The sequence below is a fragment of the Kribbella sp. NPDC050124 genome, assembly GCF_044460355.1.
Lineage (GTDB): Bacteria > Actinomycetota > Actinomycetes > Propionibacteriales > Kribbellaceae > Kribbella.
The window spans coordinates 221112-243873 of the sequence record NZ_JBITJU010000002.1; the positions used below are offsets into that span (position 1 = coordinate 221112).

General features: G+C 69.5%; 28 protein-coding genes. 19 read left to right on the forward strand and 9 right to left on the reverse strand.

Annotated features, from left to right (window positions below):
• Positions 1-43: 43 nt before the first annotated feature.
• Genes ACIBL3_RS07925 through ACIBL3_RS07935 form a run of 3 tightly spaced genes read right to left on the reverse strand, consistent with a single transcriptional unit; the run spans position 44 to position 2544 of the window.
• Complete coding sequence (locus tag ACIBL3_RS07925; RefSeq protein WP_396352507.1) at positions 44-1207, reverse strand: acyl-CoA dehydrogenase family protein; 1164 nt, start codon at positions 1205-1207, stop codon at positions 44-46.
• A gap of 45 nt (positions 1208-1252) precedes the next feature.
• Positions 1253-1831, reverse strand: coding sequence for a DUF1707 domain-containing protein (locus ACIBL3_RS07930; RefSeq protein ID WP_396352508.1), 579 nt, complete (start codon positions 1829-1831; stop codon positions 1253-1255).
• Positions 1828-2544 (reverse strand): type 1 glutamine amidotransferase, encoded by a 717-nt coding sequence (locus ACIBL3_RS07935; protein WP_396352509.1) that lies wholly within the window; start codon positions 2542-2544, stop codon positions 1828-1830. Before ACIBL3_RS07935 ends, ACIBL3_RS07930 begins: the two co-directional genes overlap by 4 nt.
• Before the next feature lie 124 nt (positions 2545-2668).
• On the opposite strand from ACIBL3_RS07935, the gene dxr reads away from it, so the two are divergent.
• From dxr to ACIBL3_RS07965, 6 genes are all read left to right on the forward strand, one after another.
• Positions 2669-3895, forward strand: coding sequence for a 1-deoxy-D-xylulose-5-phosphate reductoisomerase (gene dxr / locus ACIBL3_RS07940; RefSeq protein ID WP_396352510.1), 1227 nt, complete (start codon positions 2669-2671; stop codon positions 3893-3895).
• Entirely contained in the window at positions 3892-5202 is a 1311-nt protein-coding gene (locus tag ACIBL3_RS07945) for a M50 family metallopeptidase (protein WP_396352511.1), read from the forward strand. The genes dxr and ACIBL3_RS07945 overlap by 4 nt, the downstream gene beginning before the upstream one ends.
• A gap of 27 nt (positions 5203-5229) precedes the next feature.
• Entirely contained in the window at positions 5230-6378 is a 1149-nt protein-coding gene (gene ispG, locus ACIBL3_RS07950; protein ID WP_396352512.1) for a flavodoxin-dependent (E)-4-hydroxy-3-methylbut-2-enyl-diphosphate synthase, read from the forward strand.
• Between the two features lie 127 nt (positions 6379-6505).
• Positions 6506-6760, forward strand: a complete 255-nt coding sequence (locus tag ACIBL3_RS07955) for a type II toxin-antitoxin system VapB family antitoxin (protein ID WP_396352513.1) — start codon at positions 6506-6508, stop codon at positions 6758-6760.
• The gene (locus ACIBL3_RS07960; protein WP_396352514.1) at positions 6757-7179 is read left to right on the forward strand and encodes a PIN domain nuclease; all 423 of its coding nucleotides are present in this window, start codon (positions 6757-6759) and stop codon (positions 7177-7179) included. The genes ACIBL3_RS07955 and ACIBL3_RS07960 overlap by 4 nt, the downstream gene beginning before the upstream one ends.
• A gap of 2 nt (positions 7180-7181) precedes the next feature.
• Positions 7182-7730: a nucleosidase gene (locus ACIBL3_RS07965; protein ID WP_396352515.1), complete on the forward strand. Its 549-nt coding sequence runs from the start codon at positions 7182-7184 to the stop codon at positions 7728-7730.
• Here ACIBL3_RS07965 and ACIBL3_RS07970 read toward each other — a convergent pair.
• Positions 7718-8224 carry an NUDIX domain-containing protein gene (locus ACIBL3_RS07970; RefSeq protein WP_396352516.1) on the reverse strand — a complete coding sequence of 169 codons (507 nt, stop codon included), beginning with the start codon at positions 8222-8224 and terminating at the stop codon, positions 7718-7720. The two genes, ACIBL3_RS07965 and ACIBL3_RS07970, sit on opposite strands and share 13 nt — an antisense overlap.
• Before the next feature lie 65 nt (positions 8225-8289).
• Here ACIBL3_RS07970 and ACIBL3_RS07975 point away from each other — a divergent pair, with 65 nt between their 5' ends.
• From ACIBL3_RS07975 to ACIBL3_RS08025, 11 genes are all read left to right on the forward strand, one after another.
• On the forward strand, positions 8290-8658 hold the full coding sequence (locus tag ACIBL3_RS07975; RefSeq protein ID WP_396352517.1) for a MerR family transcriptional regulator: 369 nt from the start codon (positions 8290-8292) through the stop codon (positions 8656-8658).
• A complete protein-coding gene (trxA, locus tag ACIBL3_RS07980) occupies positions 8655-8987 on the forward strand; it encodes a thioredoxin (RefSeq protein ID WP_396352518.1) in 333 nt (110 codons plus the stop codon). Before ACIBL3_RS07975 ends, trxA begins: the two co-directional genes overlap by 4 nt.
• An 83-nt stretch (positions 8988-9070) precedes the next feature.
• Complete coding sequence (locus ACIBL3_RS07985) at positions 9071-9235, forward strand: CopG family transcriptional regulator (RefSeq protein ID WP_396352519.1); 165 nt, start codon at positions 9071-9073, stop codon at positions 9233-9235.
• Positions 9232-9870, forward strand: coding sequence for a VOC family protein (locus tag ACIBL3_RS07990; protein ID WP_396352520.1), 639 nt, complete (start codon positions 9232-9234; stop codon positions 9868-9870). The genes ACIBL3_RS07985 and ACIBL3_RS07990 overlap by 4 nt, the downstream gene beginning before the upstream one ends.
• Positions 9867-10343: a GNAT family N-acetyltransferase gene (locus ACIBL3_RS07995; RefSeq protein WP_396352521.1), complete on the forward strand. Its 477-nt coding sequence runs from the start codon at positions 9867-9869 to the stop codon at positions 10341-10343. The genes ACIBL3_RS07990 and ACIBL3_RS07995 overlap by 4 nt, the downstream gene beginning before the upstream one ends.
• Positions 10344-10533: 190 nt before the next feature.
• Positions 10534-11868, forward strand: coding sequence for an MFS transporter (locus tag ACIBL3_RS08000; protein ID WP_396352522.1), 1335 nt, complete (start codon positions 10534-10536; stop codon positions 11866-11868).
• Positions 11817-12641 carry a GNAT family N-acetyltransferase gene (locus ACIBL3_RS08005; RefSeq protein ID WP_396352523.1) on the forward strand — a complete coding sequence of 275 codons (825 nt, stop codon included), beginning with the start codon at positions 11817-11819 and terminating at the stop codon, positions 12639-12641. The genes ACIBL3_RS08000 and ACIBL3_RS08005 overlap by 52 nt, the downstream gene beginning before the upstream one ends.
• A 25-nt stretch (positions 12642-12666) precedes the next feature.
• Positions 12667-12975, forward strand: coding sequence for a hypothetical protein (locus ACIBL3_RS08010; protein WP_396352524.1), 309 nt, complete (start codon positions 12667-12669; stop codon positions 12973-12975).
• A gap of 9 nt (positions 12976-12984) precedes the next feature.
• Positions 12985-13356, forward strand: a complete 372-nt coding sequence (locus tag ACIBL3_RS08015) for a hypothetical protein (RefSeq protein WP_396352525.1) — start codon at positions 12985-12987, stop codon at positions 13354-13356.
• Between the two features lie 115 nt (positions 13357-13471).
• On the forward strand, positions 13472-15235 hold the full coding sequence (locus ACIBL3_RS08020; RefSeq protein ID WP_396352526.1) for a proline--tRNA ligase: 1764 nt from the start codon (positions 13472-13474) through the stop codon (positions 15233-15235).
• Positions 15236-15630: 395 nt separating this feature from the next.
• Positions 15631-16980, forward strand: coding sequence for an FAD-binding oxidoreductase (locus ACIBL3_RS08025; protein WP_396352527.1), 1350 nt, complete (start codon positions 15631-15633; stop codon positions 16978-16980).
• A gap of 25 nt (positions 16981-17005) precedes the next feature.
• On the opposite strand, the gene ACIBL3_RS08030 is transcribed toward ACIBL3_RS08025, so the two are convergent.
• Genes ACIBL3_RS08030 through ACIBL3_RS08040 form a run of 3 tightly spaced genes read right to left on the reverse strand, consistent with a single transcriptional unit; the run spans position 17006 to position 19440 of the window.
• Positions 17006-18226 (reverse strand): RNA polymerase sigma factor, encoded by a 1221-nt coding sequence (locus ACIBL3_RS08030; protein WP_396352528.1) that lies wholly within the window; start codon positions 18224-18226, stop codon positions 17006-17008.
• Positions 18223-18615, reverse strand: coding sequence for a YciI family protein (locus ACIBL3_RS08035; RefSeq protein WP_396352529.1), 393 nt, complete (start codon positions 18613-18615; stop codon positions 18223-18225). The genes ACIBL3_RS08030 and ACIBL3_RS08035 overlap by 4 nt, the downstream gene beginning before the upstream one ends.
• 24 nt (positions 18616-18639) lie before the next feature.
• Positions 18640-19440, reverse strand: coding sequence for a GNAT family N-acetyltransferase (locus ACIBL3_RS08040; protein ID WP_396352530.1), 801 nt, complete (start codon positions 19438-19440; stop codon positions 18640-18642).
• 124 nt (positions 19441-19564) lie between these two features.
• On the opposite strand from ACIBL3_RS08040, the gene ACIBL3_RS08045 reads away from it, so the two are divergent.
• Entirely contained in the window at positions 19565-20344 is a 780-nt protein-coding gene (locus tag ACIBL3_RS08045) for a sulfite exporter TauE/SafE family protein (protein ID WP_396352531.1), read from the forward strand.
• On the opposite strand, the gene ACIBL3_RS08050 is transcribed toward ACIBL3_RS08045, so the two are convergent.
• Positions 20331-20807 (reverse strand): GAF domain-containing protein, encoded by a 477-nt coding sequence (locus ACIBL3_RS08050; RefSeq protein ID WP_396352532.1) that lies wholly within the window; start codon positions 20805-20807, stop codon positions 20331-20333. The genes ACIBL3_RS08045 and ACIBL3_RS08050 overlap by 14 nt on opposite strands.
• 53 nt (positions 20808-20860) lie before the next feature.
• On the opposite strand from ACIBL3_RS08050, the gene ACIBL3_RS08055 reads away from it, so the two are divergent.
• On the forward strand, positions 20861-21625 hold the full coding sequence (locus ACIBL3_RS08055; RefSeq protein ID WP_396352533.1) for a class I SAM-dependent methyltransferase: 765 nt from the start codon (positions 20861-20863) through the stop codon (positions 21623-21625).
• On the opposite strand, the gene ACIBL3_RS08060 is transcribed toward ACIBL3_RS08055, so the two are convergent.
• On the reverse strand, positions 21606-22727 hold the full coding sequence (locus ACIBL3_RS08060; RefSeq protein ID WP_396352534.1) for a cytochrome P450: 1122 nt from the start codon (positions 22725-22727) through the stop codon (positions 21606-21608). The two genes, ACIBL3_RS08055 and ACIBL3_RS08060, sit on opposite strands and share 20 nt — an antisense overlap.
• Positions 22728-22762: the final 35 nt, after the last annotated feature.

Below are 22762 nucleotides of genomic sequence, written 5' to 3' on the forward strand. Positions count from 1 at the left end.
ACATCACTCCCGGTACTCAGAGCATGCCCTGGCATGCATGCGGTCAGCGGAAGGCAGCCTGCCCGGTGAGTGCCTGGCCGATGACGAGCTGATGCACCTCGGAGGTGCCCTCGTAGGTGAGGACGGACTCCAGGTTGTTGGCGTGCCGCATGATCGGGTACTCGCCGCTGATGCCGTTCGCGGCCAGGATCGTGCGGCACTCGCGGGCGATCGCGATCGCCTCGCGGACGTTGTTGAGCTTGCCGACGCTGACCTGCTCGGGCCGCAGCGCGCCCTTCTCCTTGAGTCGGCCGAGGTGTACGGCGAGCAGAATGCCCTTGTTCAGCTCGACGGCCATGTCGGCGAGCTTCGCCTGGGTCAGTTGGTAGCCGGACAGTGGTTTGTCGAAGACGGTCCGCTCCCCGGCGTACGCGAGAGCCGTCTCCAGGCAGTCCCGGGCGGCGCCCATCGCGCCGAAGATGATGCCGAAGCGGGCCTCGTTCAGGCAGCCGAGCGGCCCGGACAGACCACGGGCCTCGGGCAACAGTGCGGACGCCGGCAACCGCACGTCCTCCAGCACCAGCTCGGACGTGACCGACGCGCGCAGCGACAGCTTCCCGGTGATCTCCGGCGCCGAGAAGCCCGGCGTCGAGGTCGGTACGACGAAGCCGCGCACGCCGTCGTCCGTCCGGGCCCAGACCACCGCGACGTCGGCGACGGAGCCGTTGGTGATCCACATCTTCGAGCCGTTCAGCACCCAGTCGTCGCCGTCGCGGCGGGCGTTGGTGCGCATGCCGGCCGGGTTGGAGCCGAAGTCGGGCTCGGTCAGGCCGAAACAGCCGATCGCCTCGCCGGCGGACATCCGCGGCAGCCACTCGTTCTTCTGCTCCTCGCTGCCGTACTTCCAGATCGCGTACATGGCCAGCGACCCCTGGACCGACACCAGCGAACGCATGCCGGAGTCCGCCGCCTCGATCTCCAGACAGGCCAGCCCGTAGGCGACCGGTCCGACGCCGGCGCACCCGTACCCGGTCAGGTGCATCCCGAGAAACCCGAGCGCCCCCAGCTCCTTCGCCAGCTCCCGCGCCGGAATGCTCGCCGACTCGAACCACTCCGGCAGCGACGGCCGCAACCGCTCGTCCGCAAACCGCCGGGCCGTCGCCCGAACGTCGACCTCCTCCGAGGTCAGCAACGAGTCCACATCCACAAGATCCAGCGAAGCCGTCATGAAGCTCACGCTAGCCGGTACGACGCCATCGTGGAGCGACGCGCATCACTTGCGGTACCAGGGCCACCACCAGTGCCGTTTGCGGGGATGGCGGACGACGATGGTGCCGTGCTTGGCCTGGCCGGTGACGCGGAGCCGGACGCCGCCGGCTCGGGGCGTGGTGGCCTTGTTGCGGGCGGTGCCGTGGACCATGTCGATGGCGTCCATATCGATGCTCCAGCCCTCCGGCACGATCATCACCACCGAGCTGTGCACGGCCTGCGCGTCTACGTGGATCTCGGGCCACCGGATCACCGCGTCGGTGAAGTCGAGCCGGACTGCCGAGTGCTCGGCGACCGCGTTCACCGTCTGCGGCACGGTCCACGGACCTTCCCGCCGCTGGGCGCTGTGCTTGGCCCGGATGGTCAGCTCGACCGCGTTGCTGCCGTGCGCGACCGGAACCAGGTCGGCGGTCGCGTTGCGCAACTCGAGCTGGGTCTTGGCCGAATAGATCTGGGTCAGCCGCTCGTCCAGCTCCTCGAAGTCCAGCCGCCCGTCGCTGTGCGCTTCCTGGACCACGGAGGCGGCGCGCTCGCGGTCGTTGTCAGAGGCCCGATGCCCGGGCGGCGGCTGCTCCAGACTCATGCCCCAAAGGTAGCGCCGCTACCGGTCCGCTCCAGGAACCGGCCGAACACCGCTGACCAGATCGCCTCCAGCTCAGCGTCGTACACCTCCGCCTCCGCGACCACGGCCGCCGGATCGAACCCCAAGGACCGCACTCGCTCCGGGTCCCAGCGCCGTACCCGATCGGTGGTGACCTCGGGATGGAACTGCACGCCCCAGCTCTGGCCGAGGCGCAGCATCTGGTGGGGGCAACGCTCGCTCGACATCAGCAGGACGGCACCATCCGGCAGCCGGGTGATCTGGTCCTGGTGACTCTCGACCGCTCGCACTGTGGAAGGCAGACCGGCGAGCAGCGGGTCGTCCTCAGCGTCCGGCAGCAGGCGAAGCTCGGTCACACCCTTCTCGGGTAGGCCGTGCTTGCCGAGCACCTCACCGCCGAAGGTGTGCGCCAGCAGTTGCGCACCCAAGCAGATGCCCAGCACCGGTACGCGGTTGTGCGCTGCCTGCAACAGCTCACGCTCGGCCTTCAGCCACGGCGAGGCGTCGTCGGCGTCGGGCAGCATCCCGCCACCCAGGAGGATCAGCGCAGCGTGCCCGCCGATGCCGGACGGGATCGGCTCACCGGCCCACGCGCGTACGACGACCGGAGTGAAGCCGCTCGCCTCGAGCCAGTCGAGCAGCCGGCCCGGACCGCTCTCGGGATCGTTCTCGATGATCAGCACAGCTGCAGACACGGTCGTCACCGTAGACGACCAGCTCCGCCTCGGAAGCTTCCCCCTCAACCTCTACCCGGCCTAGCGCGGGTGAGGTCGTGTCTGCCAGTCCCGACCTAGTCCGTGGACCTGGGACAATGGCGCCGTGAACCCGCGAACCGTCGTCATCCTCGGCTCGACCGGCTCCGTCGGCACCCAGGCTCTGGAGCTGATCGGCCGGAACCGCGACCGGTTCCGGGTGCTCGCGCTCTCGGCCGGCGGCGACAACGTCGGCCTGCTCGCGGCGCAGGCGCTCGAGTTCGGCGTCGAGGTCGTCGGTGTGGCGAAGGCCACGGTGGCCCAGGACCTGCAGCTCGCGTTCTACGCCGAGGCGCAGCGCCAGGGCTACGCGCAGGGCGAGTTCCGGATCCCGAAGATCGTCACCGGGCCGGACGCCGCCGGCGAGCTCGCCGCGATGCCGTGTGACGTGGTTCTCAATGGCATCAACGGGTCGGTCGGGTTGCAGCCGACGCTGGCCGCGCTCGATGCCGGGAACACGCTCGCCCTGGCGAACAAGGAGTCCCTCGTCATCGGCGGTCCGCTGGTCACACGCCGGGTGAAGCCGGGTCAGATCGTCCCGGTGGACTCCGAGCACAGCGCGATCGCGCAGTGCCTGCGCGGTGGCTCGCCAGACGAGGTGCACAAGCTGCTGCTGACCGCCAGCGGAGGCCCCTTCCTGGGCCGGCCGCGCAGCGAGCTCGCGGACGTCACGGTCGAGCAGGCCCTGGCGCATCCGAACTTCGCGATGGGCCCGGTCGTCACGATCAATTCGGCCAACCTGGTGAACAAGGGCCTCGAGCTGATCGAGGCGCACCTGCTGTTCGGGATCCCGATGGACCGGATCGACGTCGTCGTACACCCGCAGCAGGCGATCCACTCGATGGTCGAGTTCTCCGACGGGTCCACGATCGCGCAGGTCGGCGTACCGACCATGACGGTGCCGATCGCGCTCGGCCTCGGCTGGCCTGACCGGATACCGGACGCGTCGCCGCCGTGGAACTGGGCCGAGGCGAGTACTTGGCAGTTCCTGCCGCTCGACAACGAGGCGTTCCCGGCGGTCCAGCTGGCCCGCGAGGCCGGGACCCGCGGGGGGACCGCGCCGGCCGTTTTCAACGCCGCCAACGAGGTCTGCGTGCAGGCGTTCCGGGACGGGCGGATGCCGTTCCTGGCGATCGTCGACACGGTGGCACGGGTGGTGACCGAACACGACGTACCCTCGTATGGGGAACTGTCCATCGACGACGTACTCGCCGCGGACACCTGGGCCCGCGCCCGGGCTCGTGAACTGACCGCCGCTTCGACCGACCGCAGCCAGGAGACCACGAAGGCATGACCGCGCTTCTCACCGTAATCGGCATCGTGCTCTTCGTAGCCGGGATCCTGATCTCGGTCGGGCTGCACGAGTTGGGCCACATGGTGCCCGCGAAGGCGTTCGGGATGAAGGTGACCCAGTTCTTCGTCGGCTTCGGCCGGACAGTGTGGTCGGTCAAGCGCGGCGAGACCGAGTACGGCATCAAGGCGATCCCAGCCGGTGGGTTCGTAAGGATCATCGGCATGATGCCGCCCGCCAAGGGGGAGGACCCAACCAAGGTCCGCAAGGCCAACACCGGCCCGATCCAGTCGATGGTGGAGAACGCCCGGTCGGCCGAGTACGAGACCATCTCGCCGGAGGACAACGGCCGGCTCTTCTACCAGAAGGTGTGGTGGAAGAAGCTGATCGTGATGGCGTCCGGTCCGCTGGTCAACGTCGTGATCGCGTTCATGCTGTTCGGCGGCCTGTTCATGCTGTACGGCGCCAGCGTCGCGCAGACCACCGTGGCCACTGTCACCGACTGCGTCATCCCCGCCTCGCAGGCGACCGCCGACCGCAAGTGCGAGTCCGGTGACCAGGTGTCGCCGGCCAAGACCGCCGGCTTCCAGGTGGGCGACCGGATCGAGTCCTTCAACGGCACCCAGATCACCAGCTGGGACCAGCTCACCCCGCTGATCCGGGCGAACACCGACAAGGCCGCCACGATCGTTGTCGAGCGCAACGGTCAGCAGGTGACCCTGCAGACGAAGACGATCATCAACCAGGTCCGCGACGAGGCCGGCTCGGACAAGATCGTCTCGGTCGGCTTCCTCGGCGTCTCGCCGGAGATGAAGGTCGAGCGGCAGGACTTCGGCTTCGTGGTGGACAAGATGGGCGAGATGACCGTCGCCACCGTGAAGGCGATCGGCAACTTCCCGGAGAAGCTGGTCGGCGTGGCCAAGTCGATCGTCGGCGGCGACCGCGACGAGGACAGCCCGATGAGCGTGGTCGGCGCCAGCCGGGTGGCCGGCGAGATCGCCGCCAACCAGTCGATGACCGGCGGCGAGCGGATCGTGCTGGGGATCTCGCTGCTCGCCTCGCTGAACCTGTTCCTTGCCCTGTTCAACTTCATCCCGCTGCTCCCGCTGGACGGCGGCCACATGGCCGGCGCCATCTGGGAGGGCATCCGGCGCGGCTTCGCGCGGCTGTTCGGCCGGCCCGACCCCGGGTACGTCGACGTGGCCAAGCTGCTCCCGATCGCCTACGTCGCGGCCAGTGTGATCGTGGTGATGGGCGTCCTGCTCGTCATCGCCGACATCGTCAACCCGATCCGGCTGTTCAACGGATAACGCGCCACCTCAACGGACAAAGGACTCATGAGCATCAACCTGGGCATGCCCGCGCTGCCGCCGCCGACCCTCGCCCCGCGCCGCAAGACCCGCCAGATCAAGGTGGGCAAGGTGCTGGTCGGCGGTGACGCCCCGATCTCGGTGCAGTCGATGACGACGACGCTGACCGCGGACGTCAACACCACCCTGCAGCAGATCGCCGAGCTGACCGCGGCCGGCTGCGACATCGTCCGGGTGGCGTGCCCGTCCCAGGACGACGCGGACGCGCTGCCGGAGATCGCGAAGCACTCGCAGATCCCGGTGATCGCCGACATCCACTTCCAGCCGAAGTACGTGTTCGCCGCGATCGAGGCGGGCTGCGCGGCGGTCCGGGTGAACCCGGGCAACATCCGCAAGTTCGACGACCAGGTGAAGGAGATCGCGGCCGCGGCCAAGGACCACGGCACCTCGATCCGGATCGGCGTCAACGCCGGCTCGCTGGACCCGCGGCTGCTGCAGAAGTACGGCAAGGCCACCCCCGAGGCGCTGGTCGAGTCGGCCGTCTGGGAGGCGTCGCTGTTCGAGGAGCACGACTTCCACGACTTCAAGATCTCGGTCAAGCACAACGACCCGGTCGTGATGGTCCGCGCGTACGAACTGCTGTCCGAGGCCGGCGACTGGCCGCTGCACCTCGGCGTCACCGAGGCGGGCCCGGCGTTCCAGGGCACGATCAAGTCGTCGGTCGCCTTCGGCGCGCTGCTGTCCAAGGGCATCGGCGACACCATCCGGGTGTCGCTGTCCGCGCCGCCGGTCGAGGAGGTCAAGGTCGGCCTGCAGATCCTGCAGTCGCTGAACCTGCGCGAGCGGAAGCTCGAGATCGTCTCCTGCCCGTCCTGCGGCCGCGCCCAGGTGGACGTCTACACCCTGGCCGAGCAGGTCACCGCCGGCCTGGAGGGCATGGAGGTCCCGCTCCGGGTCGCCGTGATGGGCTGCGTCGTCAACGGCCCCGGCGAGGCCCGCGAGGCCGACCTCGGCGTCGCCTCCGGCAACGGCAAGGGCCAGATCTTCGTCAAGGGCGAGGTCATCAAAACCGTCCCGGAGTCCGCCATCGTCGAAACCCTCATCGAAGAAGCCCTCCGCATCGCCGAAGAAATGGACACCCCCACCCCCGGCGAACCCACCGTCACCGTCAGCTGACACCCGCCGTGCCAGAAGGTGCCACTCCCAACTCGGGTGCGGCACCTTCTGTCTTTGCCAACTTGGTGCTGAGTTGCTGACTCTGCAAGCACCATCCCGAGGAGCAATTTGGTGTAGAGTTGGCGGCATGACGCGCATCTCGGTGGACGTGAATGACGAGTGGCTCGACGCCGCTCGTGAGGTGCTGGGCACAGACAGCAAGGTCGCGACGATCAACGCCGCCCTGCGCGAGTTCGCCGGGCGGAAGCGGGCGAAGGACCTCATCGCGACCCTGGATGAGGTTGAGCTGGATGTGAGCGGCTCGGCCGACGCGTGGAGGTACGGCGGCGGGCGTGACCTGGGCCGGCTCGAGGAAGACGCTCGCGAGGCGCGCACCGCATGATGGCCGGCGCCGCCTATCTGGTGGACACCTCTGTCTTCGTTCTGCGTGGACGGCATGCGTCCGTCAAACAGCGTTTCGACTCGCTGCTGATCGAAGGTCGCTTGGTGCTCTGTCAGATGGCGCTGCTCGAGTGTCTCAACAATGCGCCGAATCCCGCGTCGTACGAGCGGTTGTGGGCGGACCTGCACGGTCAGCGGTGGGCCGACGTCACCACGGAGGCGATGGACAGAGCTCTGGACGTTCACCACGAGCTCGGGAAGCGGAGCCAGCACCGAGGCTTCAAGCTGCCCGACCTGATCATCGCGGCGACGGCGGAGTTGGCTGGGCTGACGGTGCTGCACTACGACGAGGACTATGACCGGATTGCGAAGATCACTGGGCAGCCGGTGGAGTGGGTTGTGCCGAAGGGGTCGCTCTGAGGATGGCTGAGTTTCTGGTGGTCGGGGCTGTTGCCGGCGAGCTTCGGTATGTGCCGGAGGGGGTTCCGGTGGTGGTTACCGGGATCGGGAAGACTGCGGCGGCGGTGGCTACTGCTCGGGCTTTGGGGGAGCGGGATACCCGGGATCTGGTGGTGCTGAATGTGGGGACTACGGGGGCGTTGCGGGATGGGATGGCGGGGTTGTACCTGCCGTCGCGGGTGATCAATCACGACATCAACGCGGACGCGGTGCGGGCGTTGGGGATCGATCCGCAGGAGACGCTCGAGGTCGAGGGTGGGGACGGGACCGTACTGGCGTCGGGGGATGTGTTCGTGACCGATCCGGTCGTTCGCGCGCGGCTGGCGGAGCGCGCGCAGTTGGTCGACATGGAGGCGTACGGCGTCGTCTATGCGTGCCGTGAGTACGGCGTACCGGTCCGCGTCGTGAAGCACGTCTCGGACTCAGCCGACGAAGCCGCCCTCGACTGGCCCGCCTTGGTCGACGCCAGCGCCAAGGTCCTAGGGGAGTGGGTCGCCACCTACGTCGCCTGAGCCGCCAACCACTCGAGTACGGCGGTCTCGCGCACCAACCACCGCATCACACCAACCCCACCCGCCTGCACTGCCCGGTTCGCCGCCAGCGCCTCGTCGACCGTCACCCACCGCGGCACCAGTTCCAGCTCGGCCTCGTATCCCTCCAACGCCTGCTCATACTCGGCAGCACCGCCCGAGCAGCGGAAGTAGTGCGAGGTCATCCGGAACACGTCGTACGCCGACTCCGCCGCCGGCACCTCCTCGATCGTCGAGCCGACGCCCGGGCCGACCTCGACGCCGACGAGACCGCACTCCTCGCGGAACTCCCGGCGCAGTGCTTCGGCGTGCGACTCACCCGGCTCGACTCCGCCACCGGGGAACTTGTAGTCGCCGTGACGTGACGCGAGCAGGAGCAGCAGCCGGCCACGGAAGAGCACCCCGCGGACGGCGGTCCGCTCGACGACGCGTCCGCCGGGGGCGAGATCTGGCGAGCTGAACCTGCCGAGGAGCATGCGGACTATGCTGGCTTGACCTTGACCCCGGGGGCAAGGTTTAGCGTCGGGGTGAAGGAGGCGGGATGCGGATCAGCGATCTGGCGGCCGAGGCCGGAGTGACGGTCAAGGCGGTGCGGTACTACGAGGCGCAGGGACTGCTGAAGCCCCGGCGGGAGGCCAACGGCTACCGCGCGTACGAGGCCGGCGACGTGGTCGTCGTACGTGAGGTGAAGGCGTTGCTGTCGCTCGGGCTGACGGCGGAGCAGACGTACCCGTTCATCGAGTGCCTGCGGGCCGGCAACGACCGGGCGGACGTGTGCCCGGCGTCGCTGGCGGCGTACCGGAGCCGGATCGCCGACGTGGACCGGCGGATCACCGAGCTGACCGAGCTGCGAGCCCGGCTGACCGACCTCCTGGCCGATGCCGAGAGCTGGAGGACGAGAACAGGATGAGTGACCTGCGGACGGTCGACGAGTCGACCTTCGACGAGGTGGTACTGCGGGCGGACCAGCCGGTGCTGGTGGACTTCTGGGCGCAGTGGTGCCCGCCGTGCCACCAGATCGCGCCGGTGCTCGCGCAGATCGATGCCGAGCGCAACGACTTGACGGTGGTGAAGCTGAACTCCGACGAGAACCCGTCGATCTCGGCGCGCTACCGCGTGATGGCCCTGCCGACGCTGATGGTGTTCCACCACGGCGAGGTGATCTGGTCGGTGGTCGGCGCCCGGCCGAAGCACAAACTGGTCAAGGAACTGGACGACGCCCTGCACGCCGCCGTCTGACGACTCGACCACAGCCCGCCGGCGGATGCACCCGCCGGCGGGCTTCTTGCGCGCGAGTAATCTAGCTTGCTAGCATCCTAGATATGAGCGATGACGGAGGGAAGAAGACTCAGTTCAACGTGTACCTGCCCCCGGAGTTGGTTCGCCGGGTGAAGCACAAGGCGATCGACGACGCGGTCAGCCTGTCCGCGCTGGTGGAAGTCGCACTGACGGAGTACCTGGACAAGCACGGGGAGGCGCGAGGATGAACGACGTAGTGATCCGGCCGCTGCGGTTCACGGCCGACGTGGACGCGATGCGGGCCTTCCTGGAGACGCTCGGCCTGCAGGCGCGGATCGAGTCCGAGCGCGGCGGATGGACCGTCTTGCTGGCCGGGCGTGGGGCCGTCTCGCTGCACGACGCGGCGACCAGCGACACCGGAGGTCGGCCGGGCCAGACCCGCCTGACGTTCGAGGCCGAGGACATCGACGAGCTGAAGTCGACACTCGAGAACGCCGGGTACGACGATGTGACGATCTTCGACGAGGCGTTCGGGCGGGTGCTCTCCGTCGCCGGCCCGGACGGGACGAAGTTGTGGATCGACGAACGCAGCAAGGACCTGTACGGCTACCGCGAGCTCGACACGCGCCCGGACGAACGCCTGTCGGTGACGCCGCGGCTGACTGTGTCGGACCAGCCGGCGTGGGAGCGGCTGCTGGACGTGCTCGGCGTCGACCAGAAGGTGTACTTCGCTGCCGGTGACGAACCGGCCGTCCGGCTCGAGCTGACCACGTCGGAGGATCTGGACGGCGTAGTACGACGGGTAGGTGCGCACGCCACCCGGACCGATGATGGTCTGGAGATCGTGGATCCGGATGGGGAGACGGTGGTGGTGCACGGGTGATCGAGGTTCGGAGAGCCGAGCTCGGCGATGTCGAGGGGATCCGGCAGATCGGGCTGCAGACCTGGCCGGTGGCGTACGGCGGCCTGGTCTCGGAGCAGTTCATCGCCGACGGGCTGGCCCAGTACTGGTCGCCCGAGGCGGTAGAGCGCGGGATGCGCTACGGGATCACGCTGGTCGCAGCCGACGGTGAGCAGTTGGTCGGGGTAGTCGGGCTCGGCCGGGAGGACGACTTCTGGGTGATGTGGAAGCTGTACGTGCTGCCGGATCACCAGGGCAAGGGCGTCGGCAAGGCTCTGCTCGACGCAGCGATCGAAGCCCTGCCCGCCGGTACGACGGAGCTGCTGCTGGACGTCCTGGTCGGCAACGAGCAGGCGATCCGCTTCTACCGGGCCAACGGCTTCGGCGATCCGGCCCGAACCCCCGACCGCGACCTCGGCGTCGAAACGATGTGGATGAGCCGTGGCGGCCTCTGATGGTCCCGCGCCTACTGCGCGGCACTCGGCACGGCATCTCGCCGCACTGGAGCAAAGGCCACGATGCAACCACATCGAGGCCTTCACTCCAGCACGCCGAGCTACCGCACCGAGCACCTGCTCGCTACGGCGCGGGACCATCAGACGCCGCCTTGACCTCCAGACGGCTTGAAGTTGCAAGGTTCTCCGCATGACGGTGACTGAACCACTGCGGTTGCGGGACGATCCGGACTTTCGGCGGTACTGGATCGCCCGGGTGCTGTCGTTCACCGGCTCGATGGTGACCGCGGTCGCGCTGCCGGTGCTGGTCTACCGGCTGAGTGGTTCGACGTTCCTCACCGCACTCACGACAGCGCTCGAGGCGGCGCCGTACCTGTTGACCGGGTTGTTCGCCGGCGCGCTCTCGGACCGGTGGAACCGGCAGCGGGTGATGGTGTCGTCGGATCTCGTCAACGCGGTCCTGATCGGCTCGATCCCGGTCGCGCACCTGCTCGGCGTTCTGACCGTCGGGCAGGTGCTCGTGGTCGGGTTCGCGGTGCAGGCGGTCTTCACGTTCTTCGACGGCGCGAACTTCGGCGCGCTGCCGGTGCTGGTCGGACGGGCCCGGGTCGCGCAGGCGAACTCCGCGGTCTGGACGGCGTCCAGCCTGGTCGAGTTGTTCGTCCCGGCACTCGCCGGTCTGGCGCTGGCGGTGCTGAACCCGGCCAGCCTGCTCGCTCTCGACGCGTTGAGTTTCGTGGCGTCCGCGATCGCCGTACGCGGCATCGTGCGGGCGATGTCGGAGCGGCGGGACGGACAGTTGCCGCTGCGGCCACGGGTGCTCTTCGCGGACATCGCGGAGGGCGTGCGGTTCCTGGTCCGGCACCCCGGGGTCCGGACGATGACGATCGTGGGCAGCCTGCAGTCGTTCGCCGGCGGCGGGTTCGTCGCGCTGATGGTGGTCTGGTGCGACCGGATCCTGCACATCGGTACGTCGGGAATGCGGTTCGGACTCGTATGGGGTGCGTGGGGGATCGGTGGGCTGATCGCCGCGCTCGGATTGCCGCGGCTGCTGAAGCGGATGCCGCCGGCCGCAATCACGCTGTACGCGTTGCCGATGTCGGCGGTGCTCGGGATCGTCACAGCGCTCGTGCCGGGGTGGGGTTTGGCCGCGCTCGCGTTGCTGGTGTGGGGTTCGGCGTACGTGCTGGTGATCGTCAACTCGATCTCCTACCGGCAACAGGTGACGCCGGAGCAACTTCTCGGCCGGGTGAACACGGCAGGCCGGATGCTGTCCTGGGGCGTGGGCTGGACGCTGGGCTCGATCGCCGGCGGCCTCCTCGGCAACCAGTACGGCGTCCGCACCGCCATGGTCGTGATGGGCGCCTTCGGGTTCGTCGCGGTCGCGGTCGCGTGGACCTCACCACTGCGCCGGATCGCGGCAGCCGCGACCCGTTGCGCGCTTGAGGGGGGTTCATCAGCTAGGTTCTGCGCGTGGGCGTTCGGGTTCTGGGTCCTCGTGACCTCGCGGCGGCGCGTGCCGTGATCGGCCGCGACCCGGTCGTCAACGTGTTCGTCGACAGTCTGGTGCAGGCGTCCGGACTCGATCCGCGGCGTGGCGCCGAGGTCTGGGGGTACGTCGAGCGGGGCGTGCTCGAGGCGCTGTGCCACGCCGGCGGCAACATGGTGCCGGTCGGCGCGGACGACGCTGCGTTGCGCGCGTTCGCGTCGTACGCGTTGCGGCGTGGCCGGAACTGCTTCCAGATCCTCGGCCAAGCCGGCGCGGTCGAGCAGTTGTGGAACACCCTGGAACCGCACTGGGGGCCGGCCCGCGAGGTGCGCGACAACCAGCCGTTCATGGTGATCGACGGACCGCCGGCCATCGACCCCGATCCGCTGGTCCGGGCGGTCGAACCGGTCGAGCTGCCGATCCTGTACCCGGCCTGTGTGGCGATGTACACCGAGGAGGTCGGCGTACCGCCGCAGACCGGGCCGGACGGGACGTTCTATAGGTCGCGGGTGGCCGAGCTGATCCGGGCCGGGCGGGCGTTCGCGCGGATCGAGGACGACCGGGTGGTGTTCAAGGCCGAGGTCGGATCGGTCGGGACCGGCGTCTGCCAGATCCAAGGGGTCTGGGTGGACCCGGAGTTCCGCGGCCGCGGACTGGCCGCGCCGGGGATGGCGGCGGTGGTCGAGCTGGCCCGGCAGATCGCGCCGGTGGTGACGCTGTACGTGAACGCCTTCAACACCCCGGCGCGGGCCGCGTACGAGCGGGTCGGGTTCCGGACGATCGAGACGTTCGCGACGATCCTGTTCTGATACTGGGCGCCCACCGTGATGCTCGATGCAGTTGCCGGCCGGGGTGACGGTCGCGGACCTCATCCGGGCGGGGTACGACATCGGCCACGGGCACGGGTCCCGGTCGACAGTGCTGGCGACTCCGGACAAGGCGAAGCTGGTTGCCCTGGGCAAGAAGATGGGGGCGCTGACCGGGTATCCGGTGTCGACCGGTGACGGCGGGGTGGGGTATCTGGCGCCGGGTGCGACGGTGCGTGTCGCCGACGTTCTGGCCGATTCTGAAACCAGCGTTGGTTTACGCGGCGCGGGTCGCGGCGGCGCCGTACGGGAAGCTGCCGTGATTACCGTCCGGTAGGCTCCGCGCATGGCGACTCGGAGCAAGACCACCACGGGGCTGGCGGTGCTGTTCGGCGTACTCGGCACGCTGCATTTCGTGAAGCCCGAGCCGTTCGAGCAGATCGTCCCCAAGGCGCTGCCGCGGAAGAAGGAGTTGGTCTACGCGTCCGGCGTGGCGGAGCTGGCCTGTGCTGCCGGTATGCTGCATCCGCGGACCCGGCGAGCGGCCGGTCTGGTCAGCGCGGGGCTGCTGGCGGCGATCTTCCCGGCCAACGTGCAGATGGCGATGGACCTGCAGCGGAAGGGTTCGCCGACCGCGCGGGCGATCGGCTGGGCGCGGCTGCCGCTGCAGATTCCGTTGATCAGGTGGGCGCTGAAGGCGTCCCGTGAGCGCGACTGAGGCCGTCAGTGCCCGTGGCCTGTGGATAACGTGGTGAGAGCATGGTCGCGGGGCGGATATCCTCTGTGACGTCCGATGTTCCATCCATCTTTTGTCAGGCTTTTTGGAGACTCCCGTGATTCTGCGTATGTCGTCGCTGTTCCTCCGCACCCTTCGCGAGGACCCGGCGGACGCGGAGGTCCCGAGCCACAAGCTGCTCGTCCGCGCCGGCTACATCCGGCGGACCGCGCCCGGCATCTACACCTGGTTGCCGCTGGGCCTGCGGGTGCTGCGCAACGTCGAGCGGATCGTGCGCGAGGAGATGGACGCGATCGGCGCGCAGGAGCTGGTGTTCCCGGCGCTGCTGCCCCGGGAGCCCTACGAGGCCACCGGCCGCTGGACCGAGTACGGTCCGAACATCTTCCGGCTGAAGGACCGCAAGGGCGCCGACATGCTGCTCGGGCCGACGCACGAGGAGATGTTCACGCTGGTCGTGAAGGAGCTCTACTCGTCGTACAAGGACCTCCCGCTGTCGATCTACCAGATCCAGAACAAGTACCGCGACGAGGCGCGGCCGCGGGCCGGCGTGCTGCGCGGGCGCGAGTTCGTGATGAAGGACTCGTACTCGTTCGACGTGGACGACGCCGGGCTGGAGACGTCGTACGAGCTGCACCGCGACGCCTACATCAAGATCTTCGACCGGCTCGGCTTCGACTACGTGATCGTCAAGGCGATGTCCGGCGCGATGGGCGGGTCCCGGTCGGAGGAGTTCCTGGCGATCGCGGAGAACGGTGAGGACACCTTCGTCCGTTCGCCGGGTGGGTACGCCGCCAACGTCGAGGCGGTCGTGGTCCCGCAGGCGGCGCCGGTGGACGCGTCCGGTGTGCCCGCGGCCGAGGTGGTCGACACCCCGGACACGCCGACCATCGACACGCTGGTCGACGCGATGAACGCGAAGCACGCCCGGACGGACGGTCGCGAGTGGACCGCGGCGGACACGCTGAAGAACGTGCTCGTGATGGTCGTGCACCCCGACGGGACCCGCGAGCCGCTGGCCATCGGCGTGCCCGGCGACCGCGCGATCGACGAGAAGCGGCTGGGTGCGCAGCTCGAGCCCGCCGAGGTGGTGGCCTTCGAGGAGGCCGACTTCGAGAAGTTCCCCTCGCTGGCGAAGGGCTACATCGGGCCGGGCGTGCTCGGCAAGGAGAACACCTCCGGGATCCGCTACCTGCTCGATCCCCGGATCGCCGAGGGCTCGGCGTGGGTGACGGGCGCGGACAAATCCGGCTTCCACGTGGTCAACCTGGTGCACGGCCGCGACTTCACTGCCGACGGCACGATCCAGGCTGCCGAGGTGCGCGACGGTGACGAGGCGCCGGACGGGTCGGGGCCGCTGGAGACGGCGCGCGGGATCGAGATGGGCCACATCTTCCAGCTCGGCCGCAAGTACGCCGACGCCCTCGACCTGAAGGTGCTGGACCAGAACGGCAAGCTCGTCACGGTCACGATGGGTTCGTACGGCGTCGGCGTCACCCGCGCGGTGGCCGCGATCGCCGAGGGCAACCACGACGAGCTGGGCCTGGTGTGGCCGCGGGAGATCGCGCCGGCCGACGTACACCTGGTTGCCACTGGCAAGGACGCCGAGGTGTTCGAGAAGGCCGCCGAGATCGCCGCCGAACTGGAGTCGCGCGGCCTCACGGTCATCTACGACGACCGCAAGAAGGCCGCCCCAGGCGTGAAGTTCAAGGACGCCGAGCTGCTCGGTGTTCCGACCATCGCCATCGTGGGCAAGGGCCTCGCCGACGGCACCATCGAGGTCAAGGACCGCCGCACCGGCAACCGCGCCGACATCCCCGTCGCCGACGTCGTAGACCACCTGGTCACCACGGTCCGCGGCTGAACCACCGGCGGCCGCAGCACCGCGGCCCGCCGTCCCACCACATCACCCACCGGCCCCGACTCCACCCCGGAGTCGGGGCCGGTGGCTTGTTCTCCGACAGTCGGCGACCCCGACCCCGCCGGCCGGATTCCGGCTCGGACTGTGCCCGGGTGGCAGGTTGTGTCACCACTGGCGGTACAGCACGCCAGCGGTGACATAACCCGCCAGCGCAGCACCCCGACCCGCCAGCGCAGCACCCCGACCCGCCAGCGCAGCACCCCGACCCGCCAGGGCACCACTCCGGCCGCATTCTCGGCGGTTCTGAAGATTTCTCCGCGGGGGATGTCGACGGGTGGCGGTTGGCTTCGATCACTGGGGGAAGGCGCCAAGTGGGCGCTGGGATTGAGGGGTTTGACATGGGTGCAGGGGCGCGCGGGATCGGGCGGCTTCGGGCGGGTGTGGCTGGTGAGGTTGTCGTCGCGGGAGATGCCGGGTATCGGGAGGCCGGGCGGACGCTGGTTGCGCAAGGGCGGCCGGCGGTGGTGGTTCGGTGTGCGGGGCCGGCTGATGTTGCGGCGGCGCTCGGGTACGCCGAGGCGCACGGGCTGACCGTAGCGGTGCGGAGCGGTGGCCACCACATGGCGGGCTTCGGGACCAACGACGGCGGTGTGGCGATCGACGTCCGGCCGATGGATGAAGTCGCCATCAGAGACGACGCAGTGGTGAGGATCGGGACGGGCGCGACCTGGGGGCAGGTGGCTGAGCGGCTGGGGGAGTCCGGGCTGGCGATCTCGTCCGGCGACACGGCCGGTGTGGGAGTCGGCGGGCTGATGGCCGGTGGCGGGATCGGGTGGATGGTGCGCAAGCACGGTCTCGCCATCGACCACGTGGTGGCGGCCGAGGTGGTCACCGTCAACGGGACAGTACGGCGGGTGGATGCGGCCACGGAGCCCGAGTTGTTCTGGGGCCTGCGCGGCGCCGCCGGGAGCCTCGGCGTCGTGACGTCGTACGACCTGGTCGCTGTACGCCGGCCGACGGTGCACTTCGGCACCCTGCTGTTCCCGTGGACGCAGGCGGAGCAGGTGCTGAACGGCTGGGCCGAGTACGTCGTGGACGCGCCGGACGAACTGTCCTCGTCGTTGCAGCTGCCGCCGACGATGATGGCGGACCGGCAGGCTCCGATCGCGGTGATGGTGTGCATCGCCGGGGACGAGAGCACGCGAGACAAGGTCCTCGGACCGCTGCGGGCCCTGGGCACGGTGCTCACCGACACCGTGGCCGAGATCCCGTACGCACAGGTGTTCTCGAACGAGTCGATGCCGGCCGACTGGACGCCGCGGGTGCGCAACGGGCTGTTCGATCAGTGGTCGCCGGAGCGCGGTGAGACGATCCTCGACGCCCGGCTGCGGCTGCCCGCGATGGCCGTGGAGATCCGGGCGCTCGGGGGTGCGTTCGGCGCGATGCCTGCGGACGCGACCGCGTTCGCGCACCGGGATACGCAGTTCATGGTGAACTCGGTCCTGATCGGATCGACCGACCTGCACGGGTCGCAGGTGGCCAGCTTCGACTGGCTCTGGGAGGCGCTGGCGCCGGAGCGCGCGTACGCGAACTTCCTGTCGCACCCGACGGCGGCCGATCTCGACCGGTGCTACCCGGAGTCGCACCGCTCGCGGCTGGCGGCGCTGAAGCAGGAGGTCGACCCGGGCGACGTGTTCCACAACAGCCTCACAGTGCCGCCCGCCGAGCGCGTCCCACCGGCGGCGTGAGCCAGTCGGTGAGGCGGGCGATGGCTCAGTCGGTCAAGCGGGCGAGGCGCTCGCGGAGGTAGTTCTGCTCGGCGGTGTTGCGGGTGCGGTCCAAGGCGGCGAGGTAGTTCTCGCGGGCCAGGTCGGGCCGGTCCGCGAGCTCGTGCAGGTGGGCGAGCACCGACAACCGCCGGTGGTGGTCACCGAGGTGCTTGTCGCCGGCCAGGCCGTCGACGATGGCGATCCCGGCCTGCGGGCCCTCGGTCATCGCCACCGCCACCGCCGAGCCGAGCGTCACCATCGGTCCGGGATCGACCTGCGCCAGGATCCGGTACAGGCCGGCGATCTGTTCCCAGTCGGTGCCCTCGACCGAGTCGGCCTCGCTGTGTACGGCGGCGATCGCGGCCTCGAGCTGGTACGCGCCGACGGGTCCCGACCGCAGCGCGTCCTCGGCGAGCCGCGTGCCCTCGGCGATCTCGTCGGCGTACCAGCGAGTGCGGTCCTGCCGATCCGCCGGGATCAGGTCGCCACCCGGACCGGTGCGGGCGTCGCGGCGGGCGTGGGTGAGGATCATCAGCGCGAGCAGCCCGGTCACCTCGCTCGACCCGGCGGCCTGATGCAGGAGGCGAGTGATCCGCAGCGCCTCCGCGGCCAGGTCAACGCGCTGCAGATCGTCGCCCGCGCTGGCCGTGTGGCCTTCGTTGAAGATCAGGTACAGGACGTGCAGGACCGCTCGCAGGCGTACGCCGTACTCCTCGCCGGTCGGCAGCTCGAACCGCGCGCCGGCGTCCTGGATCAGCCGTTTCGCCCGGCTGATCCGCTGTGCCACGGTCGCCTCGCCGACGAGCAGGGCGGCGGCGACCTCCGCGGTGGTGAGGCCGCCGACCGAACGCAGCGTCAACGCCACCTGCGACGCGGGTGTCAGCGCCGGGTGGCAGCACAGGACGAGCAGACGGACGGTGTCGTCGGCATCCTCGCGATAGTCCTCCGGGTCTTCCTCCGCTGGTGACCGCAGGAAGTCGTTGAGCTCGCGCCGCCGCCGGGCGTTGTCCCGCCGCCAGCCGTCCATCAGCCGCCGCGTCGCGACGCTGATCAGCCAGCCGATCGGCTGCTCGGGTACGCCGTTCCCGCGCCACTGCACGAACGCCTCGAGGAGCGCCTCCTGGACGGCGTCCTCGCACTGGTCGAAGGCGTCGTACCGCCGGACGAGTGCCGCCAGCGCCCGCGGCGCAGCCGCCCGAATCGCAGCCTCGAGGCCGTCCGTCACCTGAACGCGGCGCCCGGTGCGAAGTCGGCGTCCTCGAGCTCCATCACTGGACGGACCTCGATCCGGCGCAGCTCCGGCGCCGGAACCTCGGCCGCGAGCTCCAGCGCCCGCTCGATCGTCGGGCACTCCACCAGGAGCGCGCCCGCCAGGAACTCCTTCGTCTCCAGGAACGGCCGGTCCGAGATCACGGGTGTCCCGGCGACCAACTGGACGCTCTGGCTCGTCGACGGGTCTTCCAGGGCCAGGACGGACAACAGCTCTCCGCTTGCCCGCAGCTCGCGCACCCGGGCAGCCAGGCGCTCACGGTCGCCTGCCAGCTCGATTTGCTGCTCCGGGGTCAGTCCGGCCAGAGCCTCGGCGTTGTTATGGATCAGCAGTAGGAATTTCACTCAGCCATTGTCCCGATCCAGGGATCAGGGCCGGATCCAGACGGTCCAGCGTTCGATGCGTAGGTAGTTGAGGCGCTCGTACACCGGCTGGCCGTCGTCGGACGCGAGCAGGACCGACGGCTGGTCTTGATGAGTGGCGGCGGCCCACGTGAGAGCGGCGCCGGCGCGGCGGCCGCGGGCGGCGGGCAGGACGGCGACGTTCTCGACGACGGTCACCCCGGCGGCGTTGTGGGCGACGGCGGTGGCGAGCGGTACGTCGCCGTCGTACCCGACCCAGACCGTGCTCGGGCCGTCGAGGAAGGTCGCGTCGTACAGGACACCGCGCTCGACGGGCTGGAGCTCCGGGACCGGGTAGCCCTCGATGAACACCCGCTCGGCGTCGGCGAGAGCGGCGGCGTCGGTGACCCGGCGGACGTCGAGATCGGTGGTCGGTGGGGACGCCGTGGCGTCGGGAAAGCGGACCATCAGCGGGGGATGGCCGACCAGGGCGAGGCCGTGTTCGCGCAAGTCGCGGGTCGGCCAGGGGCTGACGAAGAGGTACGGCACATTGTTCGGCAGCCGGCGCGCGACGTCGGCGAGCACCTCGGCCGGGTCGACCGGCTGTTTCGCCACCACCAGGTTCGTGAACGGCCCGCGGTCGCCGAGGAATCCGCCGGCCCAGGCGTCACCGTCGTACCAGGGCCGACCGGCCCGGCGGGCGCCCTCGGTCACCCAGGAGGCGTGCGCGAGGACCGCTTGGCGGACGAGCGAGTCGGCCGGCGCGAGGCCCGGTTCCCAGCCGGTGGCCAGCGACTCGCCTTCGGGTGGCACGATCGAGGACGCCATGCGCCCACTGTCGCACCGCCAGGCCGGGTATGTCGTGGATCACGTCGCCCGGTGTAAGGGTTTTTTGGGACAACGTCCTTACCTGATGATGGGCCGGTGAGTGCTTTCCACCTGGTGAATCGCTGTGCCTGACATCTCGCTGTGGACCCTGGTCTTCCTGGTGGTCGCGGCCTTCTCGGCCGGCTGGATCGACGCAGTGGTCGGGGGTGGTGGCCTGATTCAGTTGCCGGCGATGCTCCTCGGACTGCCCGGTGCGACCCCGGCGCAGATCCTGTCGACGAACAAGATCTCCTCGCTGTGCGGTACGGCGACCAGCGCCGTCACCTTCAGCGTCAAGGTGCGGCCGGACAAGCGGACCGTCATCCCGCTGGCGATCCTGGCCGGTCTCGGGTCGGCCGTGGGCGCGCTGGTCGCGACCAAGATCCCGATGTCGTGGTTCAAGCCGATCGTCCTGGTGCTGCTGATCGGCGTCGCGATCTACACCGCGATGAAGCCGTCACTCGGTGCGCGTACGGCGCTGCGGTTCGACGGCCGTGATCACTACGTCGCGGCCAGTGTGGTCGGCGTGCTGATCGGCTTCTACGACGGCGCGGTCGGGCCGGGGACCGGGTCGTTCCTGATCTTCGCGCTGGTCGGGTTCCTCGGCTACAACTTCCTGCAGGCCAGCGCCAAGGCGAAGATCGCCAACGTCGCCACCAACCTCGGCGCGATCGTCATCTTCGCCCTGAACGGCGCGCCGCTGTGGATCCTCGGCCTGATCATGGGCGCGGCCAACATGCTCGGCGGCCTGCTCGGCGCCCGGACCGCGGTGGCTCGCGGCAGCCGGTTCGTCCGGATCATCTTCCTGGTGGTCGTGTCCGCCCTGATCCTGCGACTGGGCTACGACGTCGTCAGCGGTTGGTGAACGTCGGCGCCCAGGGGGCGTCGGCCAGACCGATGCGCTGGATGGCTTCCGCGGTGCGGGTCGCGAGCCCCTGCAAGGCGTCGATCTCGGCCTCGGTGGCGCGGTGCCGGCGGGACCAGTAGGCGCCGATCGCGGCGGCCGGGGCCGGTGAGCCGACCGGGACCATCAGCAGGCTGCGGACGAAGGTTGGCAGGTACGCATCGAGCGGGATGCGGTCGTCGAGCTCGATGTTCGGCACCACGGCGGTCTCGTCGTTCAGCATCGCCCAGCCGCTGATACAGCTCGTGATCGGGAACCGTTGTCCTTTCCACAGCGGCGCGATCGCGTCCTCGTCGGCGTAGAAGCAGCGGTCCTGCTCCCGGATCACGAAGGTCGCGCCCTGCGCGCCGGTGAGCCGCCGGGCCTCGACACGCACGATGTCGCCGACCTCGGCGAGCGACTGCGCGTCTGCCAGGTTCGTCATGCCGTCATTGTGCGGTCCGCACACACTGCCTCGCCAGTACTAGTGTCCGCATCATGGTCGACTACAACGGACGGTTGAGCACCGTGTACACCGCGGGACGAGGAATGACCGCGGACGAGGTCAAGCGATGGACCGACGCGTTCCAGGCCCACCTACCGGGTGAACGGCCGTTGACCCTGCTGGACCTGGGCAGCGGGACCGGCCGCCTCACGCCCGGCCTCGCCGAGGCGTTCGGGGGACCGGTGTACGGCGTGGAGCCGTCGGACCGGATGCGGGAGATCGCCGAAACCACCGCGGCACACCCGGACGTGGTCTACCGCAAGGGCAGCGCCGAGGCGATCCCCTTGCCGGAGGCATCGGTCGACGGGGTGCTCATGTTCCTGTCGTTCCATCACTACCGGGACCAGCCGAAGGCGCTCGAGGAGGTCCGCCGGGTGCTGAAGCCCGGGGGAGTGGCGTTCCTGCGCAGCCAGTTCGCGGACCTGATGCCGGACCTGTTCTGGTACGACTACTTTCCGTCCGCGCGCGAGGTCGACGCCGGGATGTACCTGTCGCTCGACGCCGCCAAGAGACTTGCGCGCCAGGCGGGCTTGGAGCCGGCGGACGACGTGGTCTGGGTGCACACCGAGCTGCCACGCACCCTGCGCGAGAGCTACGACCGGCTCGAACTCCGGGCGTTGTCGACGTTCGAACATCTGCCGGACGACGAGATCGAGGAAGGCTTCACCCGGTTGGCCGCCGACGCCGACCGCGATCCGGACAAGCAAATGCCTGTCCACCCCGCCGCGATGCTGGCGCTCAGGTCACATCCCAGGTGACCTTGAGCGCCGGCGGCTTGCGGAAGACCAGCCCGCGGGGTGGCGGCGACGAGGGATCCAGCCGGAGGCCTGGCAACGCGAGCAACGCGCTCACTGCGGTCAGCGCCTCGAGGCGGGTCAGGTGCATGCCGAGGCAGATGTGCGGACCGCTGGCGAAGGCCAGATGACGACGGGCGTTGGCACGGCGTACGTCGAAAACGTCAGGCGACGGGAACAGCGCCGGATCCCGGCCCGCGCCCGCCAGCGAGACCGTGACGAAGTCGCCCTGGCGTATCGAGGCGCCGGCCAGGTCGACGTCGCGGGTGGCGTAGCGGTCGACCACCGCCGCGGCAGGTTCGAGGCGCAGCGATTCCTCGATCGCGTTCGGGAGCAGGGACGGATCGGCCAGCACGAGATCCAGTTGATCCTGGTGATTGAGCAAGTGCCACAAGGCGTTGGTGATCATGCCCTCGGTGGTCTCGATCCCGCCGAACATCAGGACCGCGGCGTTCGCGACCACTTCGTCGACACCGAGGCCGGCCCCAGCGGCCGCGGCGATCAGGGAGTCGTGGGAATCGATGCCTGAGGCAACGTGTGCGTGCAGGGCGGCGAACGCCTCCGAGCCCGCCGCGGTGACCGGACGCCCGGCAGCGACGCCGGAGACCGAGTCCGAGATCGCCGTGTACCAGTCCAGAACGGTCGCAGCCGACGCCGGCGGTAGGCCGAGCGAGTAGGCGACGACAGCGACCGACAGCGGCCCGGCGACGGTCGGCCGGAGGTCCGCGGCGCCGTCCGCGCGGATCGCCCCGACGAGCTCGTCGACCGTCTGCTGCACGGGCTCGGTGAAGCGCCGACGGGTCTCGGCGAGCGTGAACGGCTGCTCGAAGGGATCGCGGTGCGCCTTGTGCGTGGCGCCGTCCAGCGAGAGCATCGACGGCCCGACCACCTGCGCGGTGGAGAAGCGCGGATCGTCGACGGTGAAGGTGTCCGGATCCCGCAGTACCTGGAGGGCGAGAGCACGACCGGCGACCACCCAGCCACCGAGCGCATCCACCCAGCCGATCGGACGGAGCGCCGCCAGCGCCGGGTGCGGATCCGTCTCGAGCTCTTCCAGGGTGACCATCCCGCCACCCTAAAACGAGCAGACCACCTTCTAGA

Coding starts and splice junctions, on each gene's coding strand:
- trxA (WP_396352518.1), top strand. CDS start 8,655: ATGAGTGACCTGCGGACGGTCGACGAGTCGACCTTCGACGAGGTGGTA.
- ACIBL3_RS07945 (WP_396352511.1), top strand. CDS start 3,892: ATGACCGCGCTTCTCACCGTAATCGGCATCGTGCTCTTCGTAGCCGGG.
- ACIBL3_RS08000 (WP_396352522.1), top strand. CDS start 10,534: ATGACGGTGACTGAACCACTGCGGTTGCGGGACGATCCGGACTTTCGG.
- ACIBL3_RS08055 (WP_396352533.1), top strand. CDS start 20,861: ATGGTCGACTACAACGGACGGTTGAGCACCGTGTACACCGCGGGACGA.
- ACIBL3_RS07925 (WP_396352507.1), bottom strand. CDS start 1,207: ATGACGGCTTCGCTGGATCTTGTGGATGTGGACTCGTTGCTGACCTCG.
- ACIBL3_RS08050 (WP_396352532.1), bottom strand. CDS start 20,807: ATGACGAACCTGGCAGACGCGCAGTCGCTCGCCGAGGTCGGCGACATC.
- ACIBL3_RS07965 (WP_396352515.1), top strand. CDS start 7,182: ATGGCTGAGTTTCTGGTGGTCGGGGCTGTTGCCGGCGAGCTTCGGTAT.
- ACIBL3_RS07960 (WP_396352514.1), top strand. CDS start 6,757: ATGATGGCCGGCGCCGCCTATCTGGTGGACACCTCTGTCTTCGTTCTG.
- ACIBL3_RS08010 (WP_396352524.1), top strand. CDS start 12,667: ATGCAGTTGCCGGCCGGGGTGACGGTCGCGGACCTCATCCGGGCGGGG.
- ACIBL3_RS08060 (WP_396352534.1), bottom strand. CDS start 22,727: ATGGTCACCCTGGAAGAGCTCGAGACGGATCCGCACCCGGCGCTGGCG.
- ACIBL3_RS08040 (WP_396352530.1), bottom strand. CDS start 19,440: ATGGCGTCCTCGATCGTGCCACCCGAAGGCGAGTCGCTGGCCACCGGC.
- ACIBL3_RS07990 (WP_396352520.1), top strand. CDS start 9,232: ATGAACGACGTAGTGATCCGGCCGCTGCGGTTCACGGCCGACGTGGAC.
- ACIBL3_RS07985 (WP_396352519.1), top strand. CDS start 9,071: ATGAGCGATGACGGAGGGAAGAAGACTCAGTTCAACGTGTACCTGCCC.
- ispG (WP_396352512.1), top strand. CDS start 5,230: ATGAGCATCAACCTGGGCATGCCCGCGCTGCCGCCGCCGACCCTCGCC.
- ACIBL3_RS08015 (WP_396352525.1), top strand. CDS start 12,985: ATGGCGACTCGGAGCAAGACCACCACGGGGCTGGCGGTGCTGTTCGGC.
- ACIBL3_RS07930 (WP_396352508.1), bottom strand. CDS start 1,831: ATGAGTCTGGAGCAGCCGCCGCCCGGGCATCGGGCCTCTGACAACGAC.
- ACIBL3_RS07955 (WP_396352513.1), top strand. CDS start 6,506: ATGACGCGCATCTCGGTGGACGTGAATGACGAGTGGCTCGACGCCGCT.
- ACIBL3_RS07975 (WP_396352517.1), top strand. CDS start 8,290: ATGCGGATCAGCGATCTGGCGGCCGAGGCCGGAGTGACGGTCAAGGCG.
- ACIBL3_RS07970 (WP_396352516.1), bottom strand. CDS start 8,224: ATGCTCCTCGGCAGGTTCAGCTCGCCAGATCTCGCCCCCGGCGGACGC.
- ACIBL3_RS08025 (WP_396352527.1), top strand. CDS start 15,631: ATGGGTGCAGGGGCGCGCGGGATCGGGCGGCTTCGGGCGGGTGTGGCT.